Here is a 17,117-nt window from a genome sequence, read left to right as displayed (position 1 = left end):
ATGCATGCGATCACGATCACGGAACCCGGCGGACCCGAGGCGCTCGTCTGGACGGAGGTCCCCGACCCCGTACCCGGCGAGGGCGAGGTCCTGGTCGAGGTGGTCTCCAGCGCCGTCAACCGCGCCGATCTGCTCCAGCGGCAGGGCTTCTACAGCCCGCCGCCCGGCACCTCCCCCTATCCCGGCCTGGAGTGCTCCGGCCGGATCGTCGAGCTCGGCACCGGCGTCTCCGGCTGGTCGGTAGGCGACGAGGTGTGCGCGCTGCTCGTGGGCGGCGGGTACGCCGAGAAGGTCGTCGTCCCCGCGGGGCAGCTCCTCCCGGTGCCGGGGGGCCTCGACCTGGCCACGGCCGCCGCGCTGCCCGAGGTGACCTGCACCGTCTGGTCCAACGTCTTCATGATCGCCAACCTGCGGCCCGGCGAGACCTTCCTCGTGCACGGCGGCTCCAGCGGCATCGGCACCATGGCGATCCAGCTCGCGAAGGCGGTCGGCGCCAAGGTCGCGGTCACGGCCGGCACCAAGGAGAAGCTCGACTTCTGCGGGGAGCTCGGCGCGGACATCCTGATCAACTACCGCGAGCAGGACTTCGTGGAAGAGATCAAGAACGCCACGGGCGGGGCGGGCGCCGACGTCATCCTCGACAACATGGGCGCCAAGTACCTGAACCGGAACGTCGACGCCCTCGCCACCAGCGGCCGGCTCGCCATCATCGGCATGCAGGGCGGGGTGAAGGGCGAGCTGAACATCGCCACGCTGCTCGGCAAGCGCGGCGCCATCACCGCGACCACGCTGCGGGCCCGCCCGCTGACCGAGAAGGCGGCGGTCGTCGCTGCCGTGCGCGAGCACGTGTGGCCGCTGGTCGAGGGCGGCCATGTGCGGCCGATCGTGGACCGGACGCTTCCGATGAGCGACGCCGCGCAGGGCCACCGGGTCCTGGAGGAGTCGGGTCACATCGGCAAGGTCCTGCTCACCAACCAGTAGCCGGCAGGCGTCACCGGCGCAGCCGCAGCGCCAGGAACCCGAGGCCGAGCCCGGTGAGCAGCAGTCCTGCCCCCAGTGGCAGCACGTTCACCAAGGGCCCGGTCCCGGGCTCGCCGACGGCCTGCCCTTCGGGGGCGGTGGGCCGCTCGGGGCGCGGCTCCTGCGACACGGCGGGCGGCGGCTCGGTGGGGGCCGGGGGCAGCACGGCCCCGGTGGTGTCAGGCGTGGGCAGCTCGCGCCCCGGCGGGATCCGGCCCACCCCCGCACGGCTCCCCGCGAGGGACCCGTGCGGCGAGGGCTCGGCGACGTACGCATGGGGCCCGGCGGCGCCCGAGCGAGCCTCGACGGCGTACGAAGAGGACCCGGCAGCGTAAGACGAGGACCCGGCGGCGTACGACAGGGACACGGGCGCCGCCAGGAACAGCAGCGCGGAGAAGAGAAGCCCGGCCACCCACCGAAGCCGTCGCATTCCCAGCCCCCTTCCGCTCCCGGTTCGTCCAGATGCCTGCGCTAAGCCTCACATAGCGGGAAAAAACAGGCACGCCGGATTTCGTCCCGCCCGGCATGGTGGATCAGCTCCGAACGGGGGCACCACCGAGATGTGACAGCGAGGTACGAGAGAATGGCGGCATGGAGATGCCGAGGAACGAACAGTCGCCGGAGAACCCGCAGGTCCTGGTCGTGGGCCAGGACGGCATGGCGCTTGGCGGCGGTGGCGGCGACGAGTCCCGCGAGATCCCGGTGACCGACATGGTGGAACAGCCCGCCAAGGTGATGCGCATCGGCAGCATGATCAAGCAGCTGCTCGAAGAGGTGCGCGCGGCTCCCCTCGATGAAGCGAGCCGGCAGCGCCTCAAGGAGATCCATTCCAGTTCGGTCAAGGAGCTCGAGGACGGCCTCGCCCCCGAACTTGTCGAGGAACTGGAGCGGCTCTCCCTGCCCTTCACGGAGGAGGCGACCCCGAGCGACGCCGAGCTGCGCATCGCGCAGGCCCAGCTGGTGGGCTGGCTCGAGGGGCTCTTCCACGGGATCCAGACGACGTTGTTCGCCCAGCAGATGGCGGCGCGCGCCCAGCTCGAGCAGATGCGCCGGGCGCTGCCGCCCGGCGTCGGCGGCGGCGAGGAAGAGGACGAGGACCCGCGCGCGGGCGGCCGCTCGGGCGGTCCGTACCTCTAGGTCGGCGGACAGGTGGGCCGGCGGACAGGTCAACCTCCAGGTCAACAAGTACACAGGTGCACATACGTAGGGGCCCGTCTTCAAGACGGGCCCCTACGTATGCGTGAACTTGGCCACCGGACGACAGATGCCGATCGCCCCAAGTGATCACGAATTCGTCATCGGCCGCCTACAAATATCCTGCTCACGATTTGCAAGGCCTGCACGGCAACGGGTTGGATGTCCGGTCCATCTCGGAACAGCGACATGGCCGATGCCTGTAGCGTGGCCCGACGGAGTCGGTATTTCGCAACCGCGCGTACTCCGATATGGATCCGGCAGCACGGACAGAAACGACGGCGAGGACTGATGGCACAGCAGCAGCGCGCTCAGGGCCCGTCCGACCCCGAGGCGACTGGCGGCGGTATGTCAGATGCGCCGGAGATGTGGGGTAACGGCGGGCTCGTCGGGGACGGTCGGTATCGACTGACCGGCAGACTCGGCCGGGGTGGCATGGCGGAGGTCTTCGCGGCCGAGGACGTACGCCTCGGGCGCACGGTCGCCGTCAAGCTGCTCCGCTCCGATCTCGCCGAGGACCCGGTCTCCAAGGCCCGCTTCACCCGCGAGGCACAGTCGGTCGCGGGGCTCAACCACCACGCGGTCGTGGCGGTCTACGACTCCGGCGAGGACGTCGTCGCCGGGAGCACCGTCCCGTACATCGTCATGGAGCTGGTCGAGGGCCGCACCATCCGCGACCTCCTGCTCAGCGCGGAGGCTCCGGGTGCCGAACAGGCCCTGATCATCGTCTCGGGTGTCCTGGAAGCGCTCGCCTATTCGCACCAGCACGGCATCGTGCACCGCGACATCAAGCCCGCGAACGTGATCATCACCAACACCGGCGCGGTGAAGGTGATGGACTTCGGCATCGCGCGCGCCCTGCACGGCGCGCAGTCGACCATGACGCAGACCGGCATGGTCATGGGCACCCCGCAGTACCTCTCGCCCGAGCAGGCCCTCGGCAAGGCCGTCGACCACCGCTCCGACCTGTACGCCGTCGGCTGCCTGCTCTACGAACTTCTCGCGCTGCGCCCGCCGTTCACCGGTGAGACCCCGCTGTCCGTGGTCTACCAGCATGTCCAGGACACCCCCGTGCTGCCGTCCGAGGTCCTGGACGAGGTGCCGCCGGAGCTGAACGGCCTCGTCATGCGCTCGCTCGCCAAGGACCCGGACGACCGGTTCCAGACGGCAGAGGAGATGCGCGGGCTCGTCCAGTACAGCCTGCAGATGCTGTACGAGCAGGGTGGCCACACCGGCACCTGGAACACCGGACCCATCGACTCCCACGAGGGCGGCTCGACGCCCGCGATGGGTGTCGCAGCCACCACGGCGATGCAGCACCCCGGCGACTCCGGCACGGCCCAGCAGCCGATGCTGCGCCCGCCGGGCGGCGACGACGGCGGCTTCGACGGGAACGGGGGCAAGGGAGGCGGCCGCGGCAAGCTGTGGATCGTCGCCGTGCTCGCGGTCATCGCGATCGCGGTGGGCGTCGCCTGGGCGCTCAGCGGTGGCGACGGCAAGGACAAGACCCCCAGCGACAAGAAGTCGCCGAGCGTTACGAAGTCCGAGAAGAGCTCGGAGCCCAGCGAGACGGCCTCGGACGACGCCTCTGACGACGCGACCGAGGAGCCGGGTACGAGCACGGGCGGCGACACCGGCTATACGCCGACGCAGCAGCCCACGACGACGAACCCGTCGCCGACCCAGTCCGACGAGCCGACGGGCGACCCGACCAGCGCGGACCCGACGCCGACGCAGACGGCGACCAAGCCGACCCCGACTCCGACGCCCTCGCAGCCCGACGACGGCAACGGCGGCACGGGTGGTGACGACGGCGGCATCATCGGTGGTGACACCGGCGGCGACACGGGTGGCGACACCGGCGGCGACAGCGCCGAGTAGTCCGCCCGGCCACACCACGGGGCTCCGCCCCGGACCCCGCTGAATCAGCTCCGCTGAGCCGAACCGCCCCGCAGCTCGTGCACCGTCACGAACTGCGGGGCGACGTGCAGGTAGACCGGGTCGAAGGGCTCGTCGTCCGCGTAGTGCGGGGCGGGACCGAAGAGTTCGAGGTCGGCCGTGGTCGGCTCGACCTGCTCGCAGGTGCCGACGCACTGCACGGACCACTGGCCCGCGTCCTCGGGGCGCTCCTGCCCCAGGTTGTCCGCCCCGTAGGCGACGACGCTGCCGATGCACGCCTCGTGGTAGCCGAGGCCGCGGTGCATGCGCAGCAGAAGCCGTCCGTCGGCCACGATGTGGCGGGTGGAGGCGAGGAAGGGCAGGGCGCGCATGCTGGTCGCGACGCGGCCGTAGGGCACGCGGGCGAGCAGTTCGAAGGCGAGGTCCCGGTCCTGCCGCCCGGCCGCCGCTTTCTGCGGCGGCTGCGGGGGCGCCTGCTGCGGGTCTTTCTGCGGGTCGGAGGGCATGTCACCACTCTGCGCCGCAGGCTCATCCGTAAACCAGAGGAGCCCGCCCCCAGGACGCGTGACCTAGGTCCTGTGCGGGCGGGCATCCCGGGAGGGGGACGGGGGAGCCGTCAGTGCTTCTCGGCCTGCATACGGGCCACGTACGCGGCCGCCTGGGAGCGGCGCTCCATGCCGAGCTTCGACAGCAGGCTGGACACGTAGTTCTTGATCGTCTTCTCGGCGAGGTGCAGGCGCTCGCCGATGACCCGGTTCGTCAGGCCCTCCCCGATCAGGTCGAGGATCTTGCGCTCCTGGTCGGTGAGGCCGGAGAGCTTGTCGTCACCCTTGCGGCCGCCGTCGCGCAGCCGCTCCAGGACGCGGGCCGTGGCGACCGGGTCGAGCAGCGACTTGCCGGCGGCGACGTCCCGTACGGCGGTGAGCAGCTCATTGCCGCGGATCGCCTTCAGTACGTATCCGGAGGCGCCGGCCATGATCGCGTCGAAGAGCGCCTCGTCGTCCGCGAACGACGTCAGCATCAGGCACTTGACCGACTCGTCCTGGGAGCGGATCTCCCGGCACACCTCCACCCCGCTGCCGTCCGGCAGGCGCACGTCGAGCACCGCCACGTCGGGCCGGGTCGCGGGGATGCGCACCAGGGCGTCGGCGGCCGTTCCGGCCTCTCCGACCACCTCGATGTCGTCCTCTACGGACAGCAGCTCGTGGACGCCGCGGCGGACCACTTCATGGTCGTCGAGCAGAAATACGTGGATTTTTCCGTCTTCGCGCACGGCATCAGTCTCACATACGAACCTTGGCCGCGCCCTAGATGACCGTGGGGTGACCGGGATAACGTGCCGGTGTTCCGGCCCCCTGCCAGGCTGAGATCCAGGACCCGTCGCACAGCTGTGACCTGCGACGCTTCGTCTTCCCTCGCGATACTAGGAAATCCAACCAACCACTTACTTGGAAATCCAAGCAAAATCGCAGGTCAGATGGGGTTTCGCAGATGTGTGACCCACTGGGTAACGTGCTGGGTGAAGGGTGTTTGCCGGAGCACTTGTCACGCCTGTTGCCGGCGCCTCGCACCCACCCCGTGCGTGGACGGATCAGGCGAGCCGAGCCGACTGGCCATCCGGCAATCCCGGGGCCGGACCGACGGAGGAGCACACGTGACCGTAGACAGTGCGGACAGCACTGCCGCAGCGCAGAAGGCACAGCCGCCGCGCAAGCGGACCGCTGCGAAGAAGTCTGCGAAGAAGTCCCCCGGCAAGACGCCCGCGAAGACCACCGCGGCCAAGGCGCCTGCGAAGACGCCGGCCAAGGCCGGAGCGCCGCAGAGCGACCTGGTGCAGCTGCTGACCCCTGAGGGCAAGCGGGTCAAGAACGCCGAGTACGACCGGTACGTCGCCGACATCACGGACGACGAGCTGCGCGCCCTGTACCGCGACATGGTTCTCACCCGCCGCTTCGACGCCGAGGCCACCGCGCTTCAGCGCCAGGGCGAGCTGGGCCTGTGGGCGTCGCTGCTCGGGCAGGAGGCGGCCCAGATCGGTTCTGGGCGGGCCACCCGAGAGGACGACTACGTCTTCCCGACCTACCGCGAGCACGGCGTCGCCTGGTGCCGCGGGGTCGACCCGACGAACCTGCTCGGCATGTTCCGCGGCGTGAACCACGGCGGCTGGGACCCGAACAGCAACAACTTCCACCTGTACACGATCGTCATCGGCTCGCAGACGCTGCACGCCACCGGCTACGCCATGGGCGTCGCCAAGGACGGCGCGGACAGCGCGGTGATCGCGTACTTCGGTGACGGCGCGAGCAGCCAGGGCGACGTCCTGGAGGCCTTCAACTTCGGGGCCGTCTACAACGCCCCCGTGGTGTTCTTCTGCCAGAACAACCAGTGGGCGATCTCCGAGCCCACCGAGCGCCAGATGCGCGTGCCGCTGTACCAGCGCGCGCAGGGCTTCGGCTTCCCCGGCGTGCGCGTCGACGGCAACGACGTGCTGGCCTGCCTCGCCGTGACGCGCTGGGCCCTCGACCGGGCCCGCCAGGGCGAGGGACCGGCGCTGATCGAGGCGTTCACGTACCGCATGGGCGCGCACACCACCTCCGACGACCCGTCGAAGTACCGGTCCGACGACGAGCGCGTGTCCTGGGAGGCGAAGGACCCGATCCTGCGCCTGCGCGCGTACCTGGAGTCCCAAACCGACACGGATGAGGGATTTTTCGCGGAACTCGACGCCGAGAGCGAGACGTTGGGCAAGCGAGTACGCGATGTCGTACGGGCCATGCCGGACCCGGACCTCATGGCGATCTTCGAGAACGTGTACGCGGACGGGCACGCGCTCGTCGATGAGGAGCGCGCACAATTCGCCGCCTACCAGGCGTCGTTCGCGGATGGGGAGGCCTGACGGTCATGGCTGTACAGAAGCTTCCGATCGCCAAGGCGATCAACGAGTCGCTGCGCACCGCGCTCGACAATGACCCGAAGGTCCTCGTCATGGGCGAGGACGTCGGCAAGCTGGGCGGCGTCTTCCGCGTCACCGACGGCCTGCAGAAGGACTTCGGCGAGGACCGGGTCATCGACACCCCGCTCGCCGAGTCCGGCATCGTCGGCACCGCGATCGGCCTCGCGCTGCGCGGCTACCGGCCCGTCGTGGAGATCCAGTTCGACGGTTTCGTCTTCCCCGCGTACGACCAGATCGTCACGCAGCTCGCGAAGATGCACGCCCGCGCGCTCGGCAAGGTCAAGACGCCGGTCGTCATCCGCATCCCGTACGGCGGCGGCATCGGCGCGGTCGAGCACCACAGCGAGTCGCCCGAGGTGCTGTTCGCGCACGTGCCGGGCCTGAAGGTCGTCTCGCCCTCGAACTCCAGTGACGCGTACTGGATGCTCCAGCAGGCGATCCAGAGCGACGACCCGGTGATCTTCTTCGAGCCCAAGCGCCGCTACTGGGACAAGGGCGAGGTCGACACGGAGGCCGTGCCCGGCGACATGCACAAGGCCGCCGTCGCGCGTGAGGGCAGCGACCTGACGCTCGTCGCGTACGGGCCGATGGTGAAGGTCTGCCTGGAGGCGGCCGCGGCCGCCGAGGAGGAGGGCAAGTCCCTGGAGGTCCTCGACCTGCGCTCCATCTCGCCGATGGACTTCGACGCCGTGCAGAAGTCGGTGGAGAGGACGCGCCACCTCGTGATCGTGCACGAGGCGCCCGTCTTCCTCGGCTCCGGTGCGGAGCTGGCGGCCCGGATCAGCGAGCGGTGCTTCTACCACCTGGAGGCGCCCGTGCTGCGGGTCGGCGGGTACCACGCGCCGTATCCGCCGGCGCGCCTGGAGGAGGAGTACCTGCCAGGTCTTGACCGGGTGCTCGATGCCGTCGACCGTTCCCTTGCGTACTGAGAGGAGGCCGCATCATGGCTCGTGAGTTCAAGATGCCCGACGTGGGCGAAGGCCTGACCGAGGCCGAGATCCTCAAGTGGTACGTCCAGCCGGGCGACTCCGTCGAGGACGGGCAGGTCGTGTGCGAGGTCGAGACCGCGAAGGCGGCCGTCGAGCTGCCGATCCCGTACGACGGGGTGGTGCGGGAGCTGCTCTTCCCCGAGGGGACGACGGTTGATGTCGGCCAGGTGATCATTTCGGTCGACGTGGCCGGGGAGGAGCCTGCGCCCGCGGCGGCTGAGCCGGAGGCTGCTGAGGCCGAGGCGCCGAGTGGCCGCCAGCCCGTGCTCGTTGGATACGGCGTTGCCGAGTCCTCTACGAAGCGTCGGGCCCGCAAGGGGGCCAACGGGGTTGAGGCCTCGGTGTCGGACGCTGCACCGGGGGCTGTGCCCACCGCTTCCGCCCCTGCGGAACAGTTGCCCACAGCGGCGGTGAATGGCAACGGCAATGGAACGGCCGCCCTGGACCGGCCGCTTGCCAAGCCGCCCGTGCGGAAGCTTGCCAAGGATCTTGGGGTCGACCTCGCCACCGTGATTCCCTCCGGCTCCGACGGGATCATCACGCGCGAGGACGTGCACGCGGCCGTCGCGCCCGCGCCCGAGGCCCCCGCACAGGCGCCGGCCCCGGCTCCGGTGGCCGCCGCCCCCGCCTCGTACGACTCCGTTCGCGAGACCCGGATCCCGATCAAGGGTGTGCGGAAGGCGACCGCGCAGGCGATGGTGAACTCGAAGTTCACGGCGCCGCACGTCACGGAGTTCGTGACCATCGACGTCACGCGCACGATGAAGCTCGTCGAGGAGCTCAAGGGCGACAAGGACATGGCGGGGCTGCGGGTCAACCCGCTGCTGCTCATCTCCAAGGCGCTGCTCGTCGCGATCAAGCGCAACCCCGAGGTCAACGCGGCCTGGGACGAGGCGAACCAGGAGATCGTCCAGAAGCACTACGTGAATCTGGGCATCGCCGCGGCCACCCCGCGCGGGTTGATCGTGCCGAACATCAAGGACGCGCAGGCCAAGACCCTGCCCGAACTGGCGTCCGCGCTGGGCGATCTGGTGTCCACCGCGCGTGAGGGCAAGACGTCCCCGGCCGCGATGCAGGGCGGGACCGTCACCATCACCAATGTGGGCGTCTTCGGCATCGACACCGGTACACCGATCCTGAACCCCGGTGAGTCGGCGATCCTCGCCGTCGGAGCGATCAAGCTTCAGCCGTGGGTCCACAAGGGCAAGGTCAAGCCGCGTCAGGTGACGACGCTTGCGCTGTCCTTCGACCACCGTTTGGTGGACGGGGAGCTGGGCTCCAAGGTGCTGGCCGATGTGGCGGCGATCCTGGAGCGGCCGAAGCGGCTCATTACCTGGGCGTAACCGTAAGCCCCTCCGGCACCGGGGCTGAGGACCTGGGGCTCTGCCCCAGACCCCGCTCCTCAAACGCCGGAGGGGCTTGAATCGGCCGTATGGCCAACGGCTACTTCTTGAACCCGTAGTCCATCAGCTTCTTGGCGTCGGACGTCCGCGCGCTCACGGACGACGACTTCAACACCGTCCCGATCACGGTCTTCCCGCTCCGCGTCGCCGCGAAGACGAGGCAGTACCCCGCCTCCGGGCCGGAGCCCGTCTTGACGCCGATGGTGCCGGAGTACGTACCGAGCAGGCTGTTCGTGTTGGACCACGACATGTTGCGGTAGCCGCCGGACTTCGCCGTGACCTTCTGCTTTGTCGACTTCGTCTTCACGACCGAGCGGAAGGTCGAGCTCTTCATCGCCGAGGACGCGATCTTCGTGAGGTCGCGCGGCGTCGAGTAGTTGGCGCCCTTGCCGATGCCGTCGAACGAGTCGAAGTGGGTGTTCTTCAGGCCCATGTCGGTGGCGGACTTGTTCATCTTGCCGATGAAGGACTTCACGCGCGCCGAACGGGTCGAGCCCGAGCCGAACTTGTCCGCGAGCGCGTACGCCGCGTCGCAGCCGGAGGGCAGCATCAGGCCGTACAGCAGCTGGCGGACGGTGACCTTGTCGCCGACGATCAGGCGGGCCGACGACGCGGTGTTCTTGACGATGTAGTCGCTGTACGCCTTCTGGACCGTGACCTTGGAATCCAGGTTCAGGTTCTTCTGGGCCAGCACCACCTTGGCGGTCATGATCTTGGTGGTGGAGCCGGTGGACCTACGGGTGTCCGCGGCCTTCGTGTACAGGCTCGAACCCGTCCCGTTGTTCATCACATAGCCGCCGACCGCGGCGACCGAAGGCTTGGCCGGAGCCGTGGCGGCCTGCGCGGTGGTGGCCAGCGCGCCGCTGGTGATCACGGATCCCGCGACGAGAACGGCTACGCCCGCAATGCGAGTTTTCAAGTCGAGTGCTCCAAATGTCCCTGGAATCGGGCCCCTTGGGGCGGGGCCGCGTTGTGTGAGACACGTGAGGAGCCCCGACGGTTGCGTGGGGCGGGTGTCCCGAATCATGGACGCCCGTCGGCTTGCGTACGTGTTGTATCTATGATGTGCGCATGCCCGCAGCAGCTGTCACGGAAAAGCGACCACCCGCCGCCGAGCGCGTCTACGACCACGTAAAACGAGGCGTTCTCGAGCGCCGCTACGAGGGTGGGACGCTGCTCACCGAGGGCGAGCTCGCCGAGGCCGTGGGGGTCTCCCGCACGCCCGTGCGGGAGGCGCTGCTCAAGCTGGAGGTCGAGGGGCTGCTCAAGCTCTATCCGAAGAAGGGCGCCCTCGTCCTGCCGGTCTCCGCGCAGGAGATCGCGGACGTCGTGGAGACCCGGCTGCTCGTCGAGGAGCACGCGGTGCGCAAGGCCCTGCCGGCGCGGCCGCAGCTCATCGCGCGCCTTGAGGAGCTCCTGGAGGAGCAGCGGGCGCAGGCCGCCGCCGGACAGTTCACGGAGGCCGCCACCACCGACCGCTGCTTCCACGCGGAGATCGTCCGCAGCGGGGGCAACGAGATCCTCTCCCGCCTCTACGACCAGCTGCGCGACCGGCAGCTGAGGATGGGCGTCGCCGTGATGCGCTCGCACCCCGACCGCATCGCGAAGACGCTCTCCGAGCACAGCGAGATCCTCGACGCCCTGCGGGCCGCGGACGAGGAGGCCGCCGTCGCCGTCGTGCGCCGGCACGTGAGCTGGGTGCGGGGTCTGGCGCGGGGTGACGAGCGATGAGCTCAGCCACCTCCCCGTCGATGTCCCTGCCCGGCGATCCGCCCGGCGGGCGGCGGGCCGTCGCCGTCTGGTCGATCGGCGTCGCCGTCTACTTCGTCGCCGTCATCTTCCGTACGTCGCTGGGTGTCGCGGGTCTCGACGCCGTCGAACGCTTCCACATCAACGCCTCGGCCCTGTCCACCTTCTCCATCCTCCAGCTGCTCGTGTACGCGGGCATGCAGATACCCGTCGGCCTGATGGTCGACCGGTTCGGCACGAAGAAGGTCCTGACCTTCGGCGTCGTCCTGTTCACGGTCGGACAGCTCGGCTTCGCGTTCTCCTCCTCGTACTCGATGGCGCTCGTGTCGCGCGCGCTGCTCGGCTGCGGTGACGCCATGACCTTCATCAGCGTGCTGCGGCTCGGCACGCGGTGGTTCCCGGCGCGGCGCGGGCCGCTGGTCGCGCAGCTGGCCGGGCTCGTCGGGATGGCGGGCAATCTGGTCTCTACGTTGGTGATCGCGCGGCTGCTGCACGGCATCGGGTGGACGGCCGCGTTCGCGGGCAGTGCGCTCGCGGGTGTCGTGGTGCTCGTGCTGATGCTGCTGTTCCTCAAGGACCACCCCGAGGGGTACGAGCCCGCTCCGCCGGCCGGTACGCACAAGGGCGCCGCGTATCTGCGGGGGCAGATCGCGGCGACGTGGCGGGAGCCGGGGACGCGGCTCGGGCTGTGGGTGCATTTCTCGACGCAGTTCCCCGCGATGGTGTTCCTGTTGCTGTGGGGGCTGCCGTTCCTGGTGGAGGCGCAGGGGCTCTCGCGGGGGACGGCCGGGGAGCTGCTGACCCTGGTCGTGCTCTCCAACATGATGGTCGGCCTGGTGTACGGGCAGATCGTGGCGCGGCACCATGCGGCGCGGTTGCCGCTCGCGCTGGGGACCGTGGCGATGACCGCGGTGCTGTGGGCGATGCCGATTGTGTGGCCGGGGCGGGCGCCGATGGCGTTGCTCGTGGTGATGTGTGTGGTGCTGGGGGCGTGCGGGCCGGCGTCGATGATCGGGTTCGACTTCGCGCGTCCTGCGAATCCGCCGGAGCGGCAGGGGACGGCGTCCGGGATCGTCAACATGGGCGGGTTCATCGCCTCGATGACGACGTTGCTCGCGGTGGGGGTGCTGCTCGATGCGACCGGCGACAACTACCGGGTGGCGTTCTCGGCGGTGTTCGTGTTGGAGGCGCTCGGCGTGAGCCAGATCCTCCGGTTGCGGGGGCGGGCGGCGCGGGCCGAGCGCGAGCGGTTGGTCGCGTCCCGGGTGGCGTCGGTTCACGTTCCCGTGTGACGGGGCGGGGGCCTGCGGCCTGCGCCGTGGCCCTGGCTGCGCCGGGGTGGACGCCTTCGTGATGCGCGGCCCGCACCGTCGACCTGGCTGTGCCGGGGTCGGCGCCTGACGTTCCTGTTACGCGGCACCGGGCGCCGCCTTGCCCACCCTGCCGCCCCAGGCGGCAGATTGCCCAAGGCGGGGGCGGGGGCGACCGTAACGGGTGGGGAGCCGTGGCCGGGTGGGCAATTCAAGCCCCTGCGGCGTTTGAGCAGCGGGGTCCGGGGCGGAGCCCCGATCTTTGAGGCCCGCTCGGGTGCGAGAACCCGCGGGCCCGGGGCGGAGCGCCGATCTCTTTCAGCCCCGCCGGCGTTTGAGGCGCGGGGTCCGGGGCGGAGCCCCGTGGCGTGGGGTACGGGGGCCGGCTCGTCGCGTCAGGGCGTGACCCTGAGGGCCGGTAGGATCGCGGACGCGAGATCCGCGTCGCCGTCCGTCTTCACCCGGTCCGCCACCGCGTCCACCGTGACCCGGCCACACGACAGCCGTACGTACGTCTCCCAGTCCAGGGCGATCGTCACCGCCGGGCCGAGCGACGGGGAGCCGTCGATCGTGCCCTTGCCATCGGCATCCACGCGTACCGTGCGCAGGAACTCCACGGGGCCGTGCACATCGAACACGACGGCCGAGTCCGCCGGAGCACCCGCGTCCTTCGTGACGATCTTCGGGAGGATCGACAGCAGCAGGTCACGGGTGACGTACGCGCCCGGGGAGTCGAGGTTGCCGGGCTTGCCGAGGGACCAGCGCAGGTCCTGCTCGTGCGCCCAGATGTCGAACGCCCGCCTGCGCATGGCGAATTCGAGGGTCTCCTCGATGCCGCGCGGGCCGCGCACGATGGTCGAGGGTTCGCGGGACTCGTTCCGCAGGTGCCGGTTGCGGCGGATGATCGTGTACTCGAGCTCGGAGACCATTTCGGGTGCCGTGTGGTGCCGGCGGATGTCGACCTGGATCTCCTGGTACCGCTGCGACTCGGTCTGCACGTGGTAGAGGTCGCGGGGCAGCGTGTGGATGGGCCGCGGGTCGCCGAGCATCTCGCAGTCGACGCCGATCACGTGCGAGACGAGGTCGCGCACCGACCAGCCAGGACACGGTGTAGCCCGGTTCCACTCACCCTCCGCGAGCGGTGTGACCAGCTCGGATATCGCTTCCACGGAGTGGGTCCAGGCGTCGGCGTAGGTCTGAAGGCTGGGGTGGAGACTCACGGAAGGGGACCCCTCGAGCGGTGGTACACGGGCGTTTAGACAGTCGTCGGGCACGGGCGTGGGTGTCTTGAGAGGCTAAGTTACGCTGCCCGTAGGCACCCCGGCAGTGCTTTGGTGTGACGGACGTAGGGCTGTTGTTGACGTAGAGCCGACGGCTCGAATGCCAGGACGGTGGTAGTGTGCGCGCCTCGCTCATCCAGGTCGCGGTAAATGACGACAAGGCGACCGAATCGGTCAACGCCCGTCGGGAACGCGTGAGTTCACTGGTACGAGCGGAGGCGGGGGCCGCCGACCTCGTCGTACTACCCGAGCTGTGGACGACCGGGGCCTTCGCCTACGAGCTGTTCTCCGAGGAGGCCGAGCCCCTGGAGGGGCCGACCTTCGAAGCGATGGCCAAGGCCGCGCGGGACGCGGGGGTGTGGCTGCACGCGGGATCGATCCCGGAGCGGGCAGCGTCCGACAGCGGCTCCGCCGGAGAGGGCCCCCTCTACAACACCTCGCTCGTCTTCTCCCCCGACGGTGAACTCGCCGCCACCTACCGGAAGATCCACCGGTTCGGCTTCGACAAGGGCGAGGCCGTGCTGATGGGCGCCGGCGAGGAACTGGTGACGGTGCGGCTGCCGGAGACCGTGGCGGGCGTGACCACCTGCTACGACCTGCGGTTCCCCGAGCTGTACCGGGGCCTGGTCGACCGCGGCGCCGAGACGCTGATCGTGTCCGCGGGCTGGCCCGAGCGCCGCCGCTCGCACTGGACGCTGCTCGCGCAGGCCCGCGCCGTGGAGAACCAGGCGTTCGTGCTGGCGTGTGCAAGTGCCGGTACGCACGCGGGGGTTCCGCAGGCGGGGCACAGCATCGTGGTCGACCCGTGGGGCGCGGTGCTCGCGGAGGCGGGGGCCGGGGAAGAGGTGCTGCGGGTGGAGTTCGACCCGGCGAAGGTCGGCGTCACGCGCGAGCAGTTCCCGGCCCTGAAGGACCGCCAACTGGGGCTCGCCGAGCCGACCCGCCGAGCCTGAGCCGTACGACAGGCCCTGGCCCGGCCGTCGGCACCCGGCGGCCGGGGACTCAGTCCACCACCCCCCGCTCCTTCTCCGCCAGGTGGATCACGCACACCGCCACCGCGATCAGCAGCGCCGGATCCGCGTCCTCACGGACCACGTTGACGCCGTAGGTGTCCCGCACCCGCAGCCACCGCCGCGAGATCTCGGCGAGGAGCTCGCCCTCGTACTCGACGGCGAACTCCCGGTCCAGGATCTTGCCGCTGACGTCGAGCTCCGTGTCGCCGTCGGCGAGCTGGACGCGGTAGTGGTTGCGCAGCAGGGAGAGCCGCTTGCGCTTGATTCTGGCCAGCTCCTCGTCGCCGCGCTCGATGACCATCGTGTCGCGCAGCGCGAACACCTTCTTGTGGATGTCGATGAGGACCCGGCCGTCAGGGCCCTTGATCTCGAACGTGTCCCGAAGGCGCATCGCCTTGCCGTCGACGAGGAAGGCCTTGCTGCCCTGCTCGTCCTCGATCCAGTAGTCCTCGCCGATCCCGAAGATCCGCTCTCTCACTTCGTAGCGCATACGTCGAACAGTGCCCGAAAGTCGCGCGGGGGACCCCCGTCGCGACGTCCTTCGGGACCGGATGGGGGAACTCGCAGGGAAGCGCAAAGGAATCCATGGGGGAGCCCGGGGTTCCGGTTGACGCCCAACGGGCCCTCGGGACAATACAGTTACATGGTGCGTGCAACCGTTCGAGGGATTAATGGGTCGTATGAGGTGGACGTGACCTTACGACCAAAGGAACCGCATGTTGCGCGCACGACCCCACAGTGTCCGCAGGACCCGGATCGGCCTGCTGTCCGCGGCCCTCGTCGCGGGCGGCCTGACCGCCGTGTCACTGGCCCCGGCCCAGGCGGCCACCGGGGCAATCTCCACCGGAACCGCCACCGCCGGAAAGGCGGCCGCGGGACAGGCCGACGCCGCCGATGACTTCAACGGCGACGGGTACGCCGACCTCGTCACCGCCGCGACCGGAGGCACGATCTCCGGCCAGGCGGGAGCCGGCTACGTCGCGGTGACGTACGGCTCGGCAAATGGGCTGGACCCCGCGAACAAGAAGCTGATCTCCCGTTCCACCAGCGGGATACCGGGCTCCGCCGCGGCCAAGGAGGCGTTCGGCCAGTACCTCACCAAGGGGGACCTGGACGGCGACGGCTACAGCGACCTCGTCATCGGCTCCAAGAGCAAGGACGCCGGCAGCGTCATCGTCTGGGGCTCGGCCTCAGGCCTGACCGGCGGCACGAAGATCGCCACGTACGGAAGATCGCCGCAGATCGGCGACTTCGACGGCGACGGCAAGGCCGACCTGGCCCTGCTCGCCGACATGGGCAGCTACGGCGACGACCCCGAGACCGAGGGCGCCGCCCTGTGGAAGGGACCCGTCTCCAAGGCCGGCGCCCCGGCCCAGAAGCTGAACTTCATGGACAAGTCCGAGTGGTGGGGCTACGGCCAGTCCGACGCGACCTGCGTCGACGACCAGTACGGCTGCGTGGACGGGCCGGACTCGACGACGGGCCCCGTGTTCTTCAACGCGGTCGGCGACCTCAACGGCGACGGCCGCGACGACCTGGCCCTGCGCTCGTACAACGGCGACGGCATGTGGAACAACACCGTGCTGTACGGCAGCGGTTCGGGCTTCAAGCGCGGTTGGGCACCGGAGACCCAGGGGGAACTGGCCTCCGGTGACATCAACGGCGACGGGATCGACGACCTGGTCGTCGGCTCCGACCCCGAGGAGTCCGACATCGGTGAGACGAACCAGAAGGTCACCGTCGCGTTCGGCACGAAGGACGGCCTGAAGGGCGACCGCACCCAGGAGTTCGACCAGTCCCTGCCCGGCTTCTACGGTGCCCAGGAGGACGGCGACAAGCTCGGCTCCTGCGTCTCCGTGGCCGACGTGGACGGCGACGGCAAGGCCGAGGTCGCCCTCGGCATCGCGGGCGAGGACTTCAGCGGCCTGACGGACGCCGGCGCCGTCGCACTGCTGCACGGCACCGCGGACGGCGTGACCGGTGAGGGCTCCCAGGTCCTCAACCAGAACACGGCGGACGTGCCCGGCGTCGCCGAGTCGGACGACGCGTTCGGCTCGGGCTGCCAGCTGCTCGACACGAACGGCGACGGCAAGCGCGACCTCGCGGTCTCCGCGACCGGCGAGAACGCGTCCGCCGGAGCGACCTGGTCCTTCCCCGGCACGGCCACCGGCATCACCGCCACCGGCTCGACCGCCATCAACCCGAAGGACCTCGGCGCCCCTGACGCCAAGGCCCTCTTCGGCAACCCGCTGCGCTGACCACGCACGGACGGACGGGCCGCACCCTCGCGGGGGTGCGGCCCTACGC

The 17,117-nt window shown here is 69.9% G+C and carries 16 protein-coding genes; 10 read left to right on the top strand and 6 right to left on the bottom strand.

Translation table 11 applies throughout. The annotated features are described in order from the left end of the window. On the top strand, window positions 1-981 hold the full coding sequence (locus OHA73_RS22165; RefSeq protein WP_266711872.1) for an NAD(P)H-quinone oxidoreductase: 981 nt from the start codon (window positions 1-3) through the stop codon (window positions 979-981). 10 nt (window positions 982-991) lie between these two features. Here OHA73_RS22165 and OHA73_RS22160 read toward each other — a convergent pair whose 3' ends face one another. Further along, a complete protein-coding gene (locus tag OHA73_RS22160; RefSeq protein WP_327655935.1) occupies window positions 992-1,450 on the bottom strand; it encodes a hypothetical protein in 459 nt (152 codons plus the stop codon). Window positions 1,451-1,611: 161 nt separating this feature from the next. Between OHA73_RS22160 and OHA73_RS22155 the strand changes: the two genes are divergently transcribed. Together OHA73_RS22155 and OHA73_RS22150 are read left to right on the top strand one after the other, a co-directional pair. Then, entirely contained in the window at window positions 1,612-2,157 is a 546-nt protein-coding gene (locus tag OHA73_RS22155; RefSeq protein ID WP_266711868.1) for a bacterial proteasome activator family protein, read from the top strand. A gap of 348 nt (window positions 2,158-2,505) precedes the next feature. Next, entirely contained in the window at window positions 2,506-4,095 is a 1,590-nt protein-coding gene (locus tag OHA73_RS22150; protein ID WP_266711866.1) for a protein kinase domain-containing protein, read from the top strand. Window positions 4,096-4,139: 44 nt separating this feature from the next. On the opposite strand, the gene OHA73_RS22145 is transcribed toward OHA73_RS22150, so the two are convergent. Both OHA73_RS22145 and OHA73_RS22140 read right to left on the bottom strand, forming a co-directional pair. Next, a complete protein-coding gene (locus OHA73_RS22145; RefSeq protein WP_266711864.1) occupies window positions 4,140-4,619 on the bottom strand; it encodes a pyridoxamine 5'-phosphate oxidase family protein in 480 nt (159 codons plus the stop codon). A gap of 110 nt (window positions 4,620-4,729) precedes the next feature. Next, entirely contained in the window at window positions 4,730-5,386 is a 657-nt protein-coding gene (locus tag OHA73_RS22140) for a response regulator (RefSeq protein ID WP_266711862.1), read from the bottom strand. Window positions 5,387-5,767: 381 nt separating this feature from the next. Here OHA73_RS22140 and pdhA point away from each other — a divergent pair, with 381 nt between their 5' ends. From pdhA to OHA73_RS22125, 3 genes are read left to right on the top strand one after another with little or no spacing between them, the layout of a single operon-like run. Continuing rightward, on the top strand, window positions 5,768-7,009 hold the full coding sequence (pdhA, locus tag OHA73_RS22135; RefSeq protein ID WP_443063111.1) for a pyruvate dehydrogenase (acetyl-transferring) E1 component subunit alpha: 1,242 nt from the start codon (window positions 5,768-5,770) through the stop codon (window positions 7,007-7,009). 5 nt (window positions 7,010-7,014) lie between these two features. Further along, window positions 7,015-7,995: an alpha-ketoacid dehydrogenase subunit beta gene (locus OHA73_RS22130; RefSeq protein WP_267069909.1), complete on the top strand. Its 981-nt coding sequence runs from the start codon at window positions 7,015-7,017 to the stop codon at window positions 7,993-7,995. A 14-nt stretch (window positions 7,996-8,009) separates the two neighbouring features. Further along, window positions 8,010-9,398 (top strand): dihydrolipoamide acetyltransferase family protein, encoded by a 1,389-nt coding sequence (locus OHA73_RS22125; protein ID WP_266711856.1) that lies wholly within the window; start codon window positions 8,010-8,012, stop codon window positions 9,396-9,398. Between the two features lie 100 nt (window positions 9,399-9,498). Here the strand turns inward: OHA73_RS22125 and OHA73_RS22120 are convergent, their stop codons facing one another. Next, window positions 9,499-10,377 carry a D-alanyl-D-alanine carboxypeptidase family protein gene (locus OHA73_RS22120; protein ID WP_267069910.1) on the bottom strand — a complete coding sequence of 293 codons (879 nt, stop codon included), beginning with the start codon at window positions 10,375-10,377 and terminating at the stop codon, window positions 9,499-9,501. 152 nt (window positions 10,378-10,529) lie between these two features. Here OHA73_RS22120 and OHA73_RS22115 point away from each other — a divergent pair, with 152 nt between their 5' ends. Together OHA73_RS22115 and OHA73_RS22110 are read left to right on the top strand one after the other, a co-directional pair. After that, on the top strand, window positions 10,530-11,189 hold the full coding sequence (locus OHA73_RS22115; RefSeq protein ID WP_266711852.1) for a GntR family transcriptional regulator: 660 nt from the start codon (window positions 10,530-10,532) through the stop codon (window positions 11,187-11,189). Continuing rightward, entirely contained in the window at window positions 11,186-12,499 is a 1,314-nt protein-coding gene (locus OHA73_RS22110; RefSeq protein ID WP_266711850.1) for an MFS transporter, read from the top strand. The genes OHA73_RS22115 and OHA73_RS22110 overlap by 4 nt, the downstream gene beginning before the upstream one ends. 413 nt (window positions 12,500-12,912) lie before the next feature. Here OHA73_RS22110 and OHA73_RS22105 read toward each other — a convergent pair whose 3' ends face one another. Beyond that, window positions 12,913-13,737, bottom strand: coding sequence for a maleylpyruvate isomerase family mycothiol-dependent enzyme (locus OHA73_RS22105; RefSeq protein ID WP_266711848.1), 825 nt, complete (start codon window positions 13,735-13,737; stop codon window positions 12,913-12,915). Between the two features lie 179 nt (window positions 13,738-13,916). Between OHA73_RS22105 and OHA73_RS22100 the strand changes: the two genes are divergently transcribed. After that, window positions 13,917-14,750: a carbon-nitrogen family hydrolase gene (locus OHA73_RS22100; RefSeq protein WP_327655934.1), complete on the top strand. Its 834-nt coding sequence runs from the start codon at window positions 13,917-13,919 to the stop codon at window positions 14,748-14,750. Between the two features lie 49 nt (window positions 14,751-14,799). Here the strand turns inward: OHA73_RS22100 and OHA73_RS22095 are convergent, their stop codons facing one another. Continuing rightward, window positions 14,800-15,300 carry an LURP-one-related/scramblase family protein gene (locus tag OHA73_RS22095; protein ID WP_266711844.1) on the bottom strand — a complete coding sequence of 167 codons (501 nt, stop codon included), beginning with the start codon at window positions 15,298-15,300 and terminating at the stop codon, window positions 14,800-14,802. Window positions 15,301-15,526: 226 nt separating this feature from the next. Between OHA73_RS22095 and OHA73_RS22090 the strand changes: the two genes are divergently transcribed. Beyond that, on the top strand, window positions 15,527-17,068 hold the full coding sequence (locus tag OHA73_RS22090; RefSeq protein WP_266711842.1) for an FG-GAP repeat domain-containing protein: 1,542 nt from the start codon (window positions 15,527-15,529) through the stop codon (window positions 17,066-17,068). The last annotated feature ends 49 nt before the right edge of the window (window positions 17,069-17,117 follow it).

This window comes from Streptomyces sp. NBC_00483 (assembly GCF_036013745.1).
Taxonomy (GTDB): Bacteria; Actinomycetota; Actinomycetes; order Streptomycetales; family Streptomycetaceae; genus Streptomyces.
This window is presented reverse-complemented; position numbering and strand designations above follow the sequence as displayed.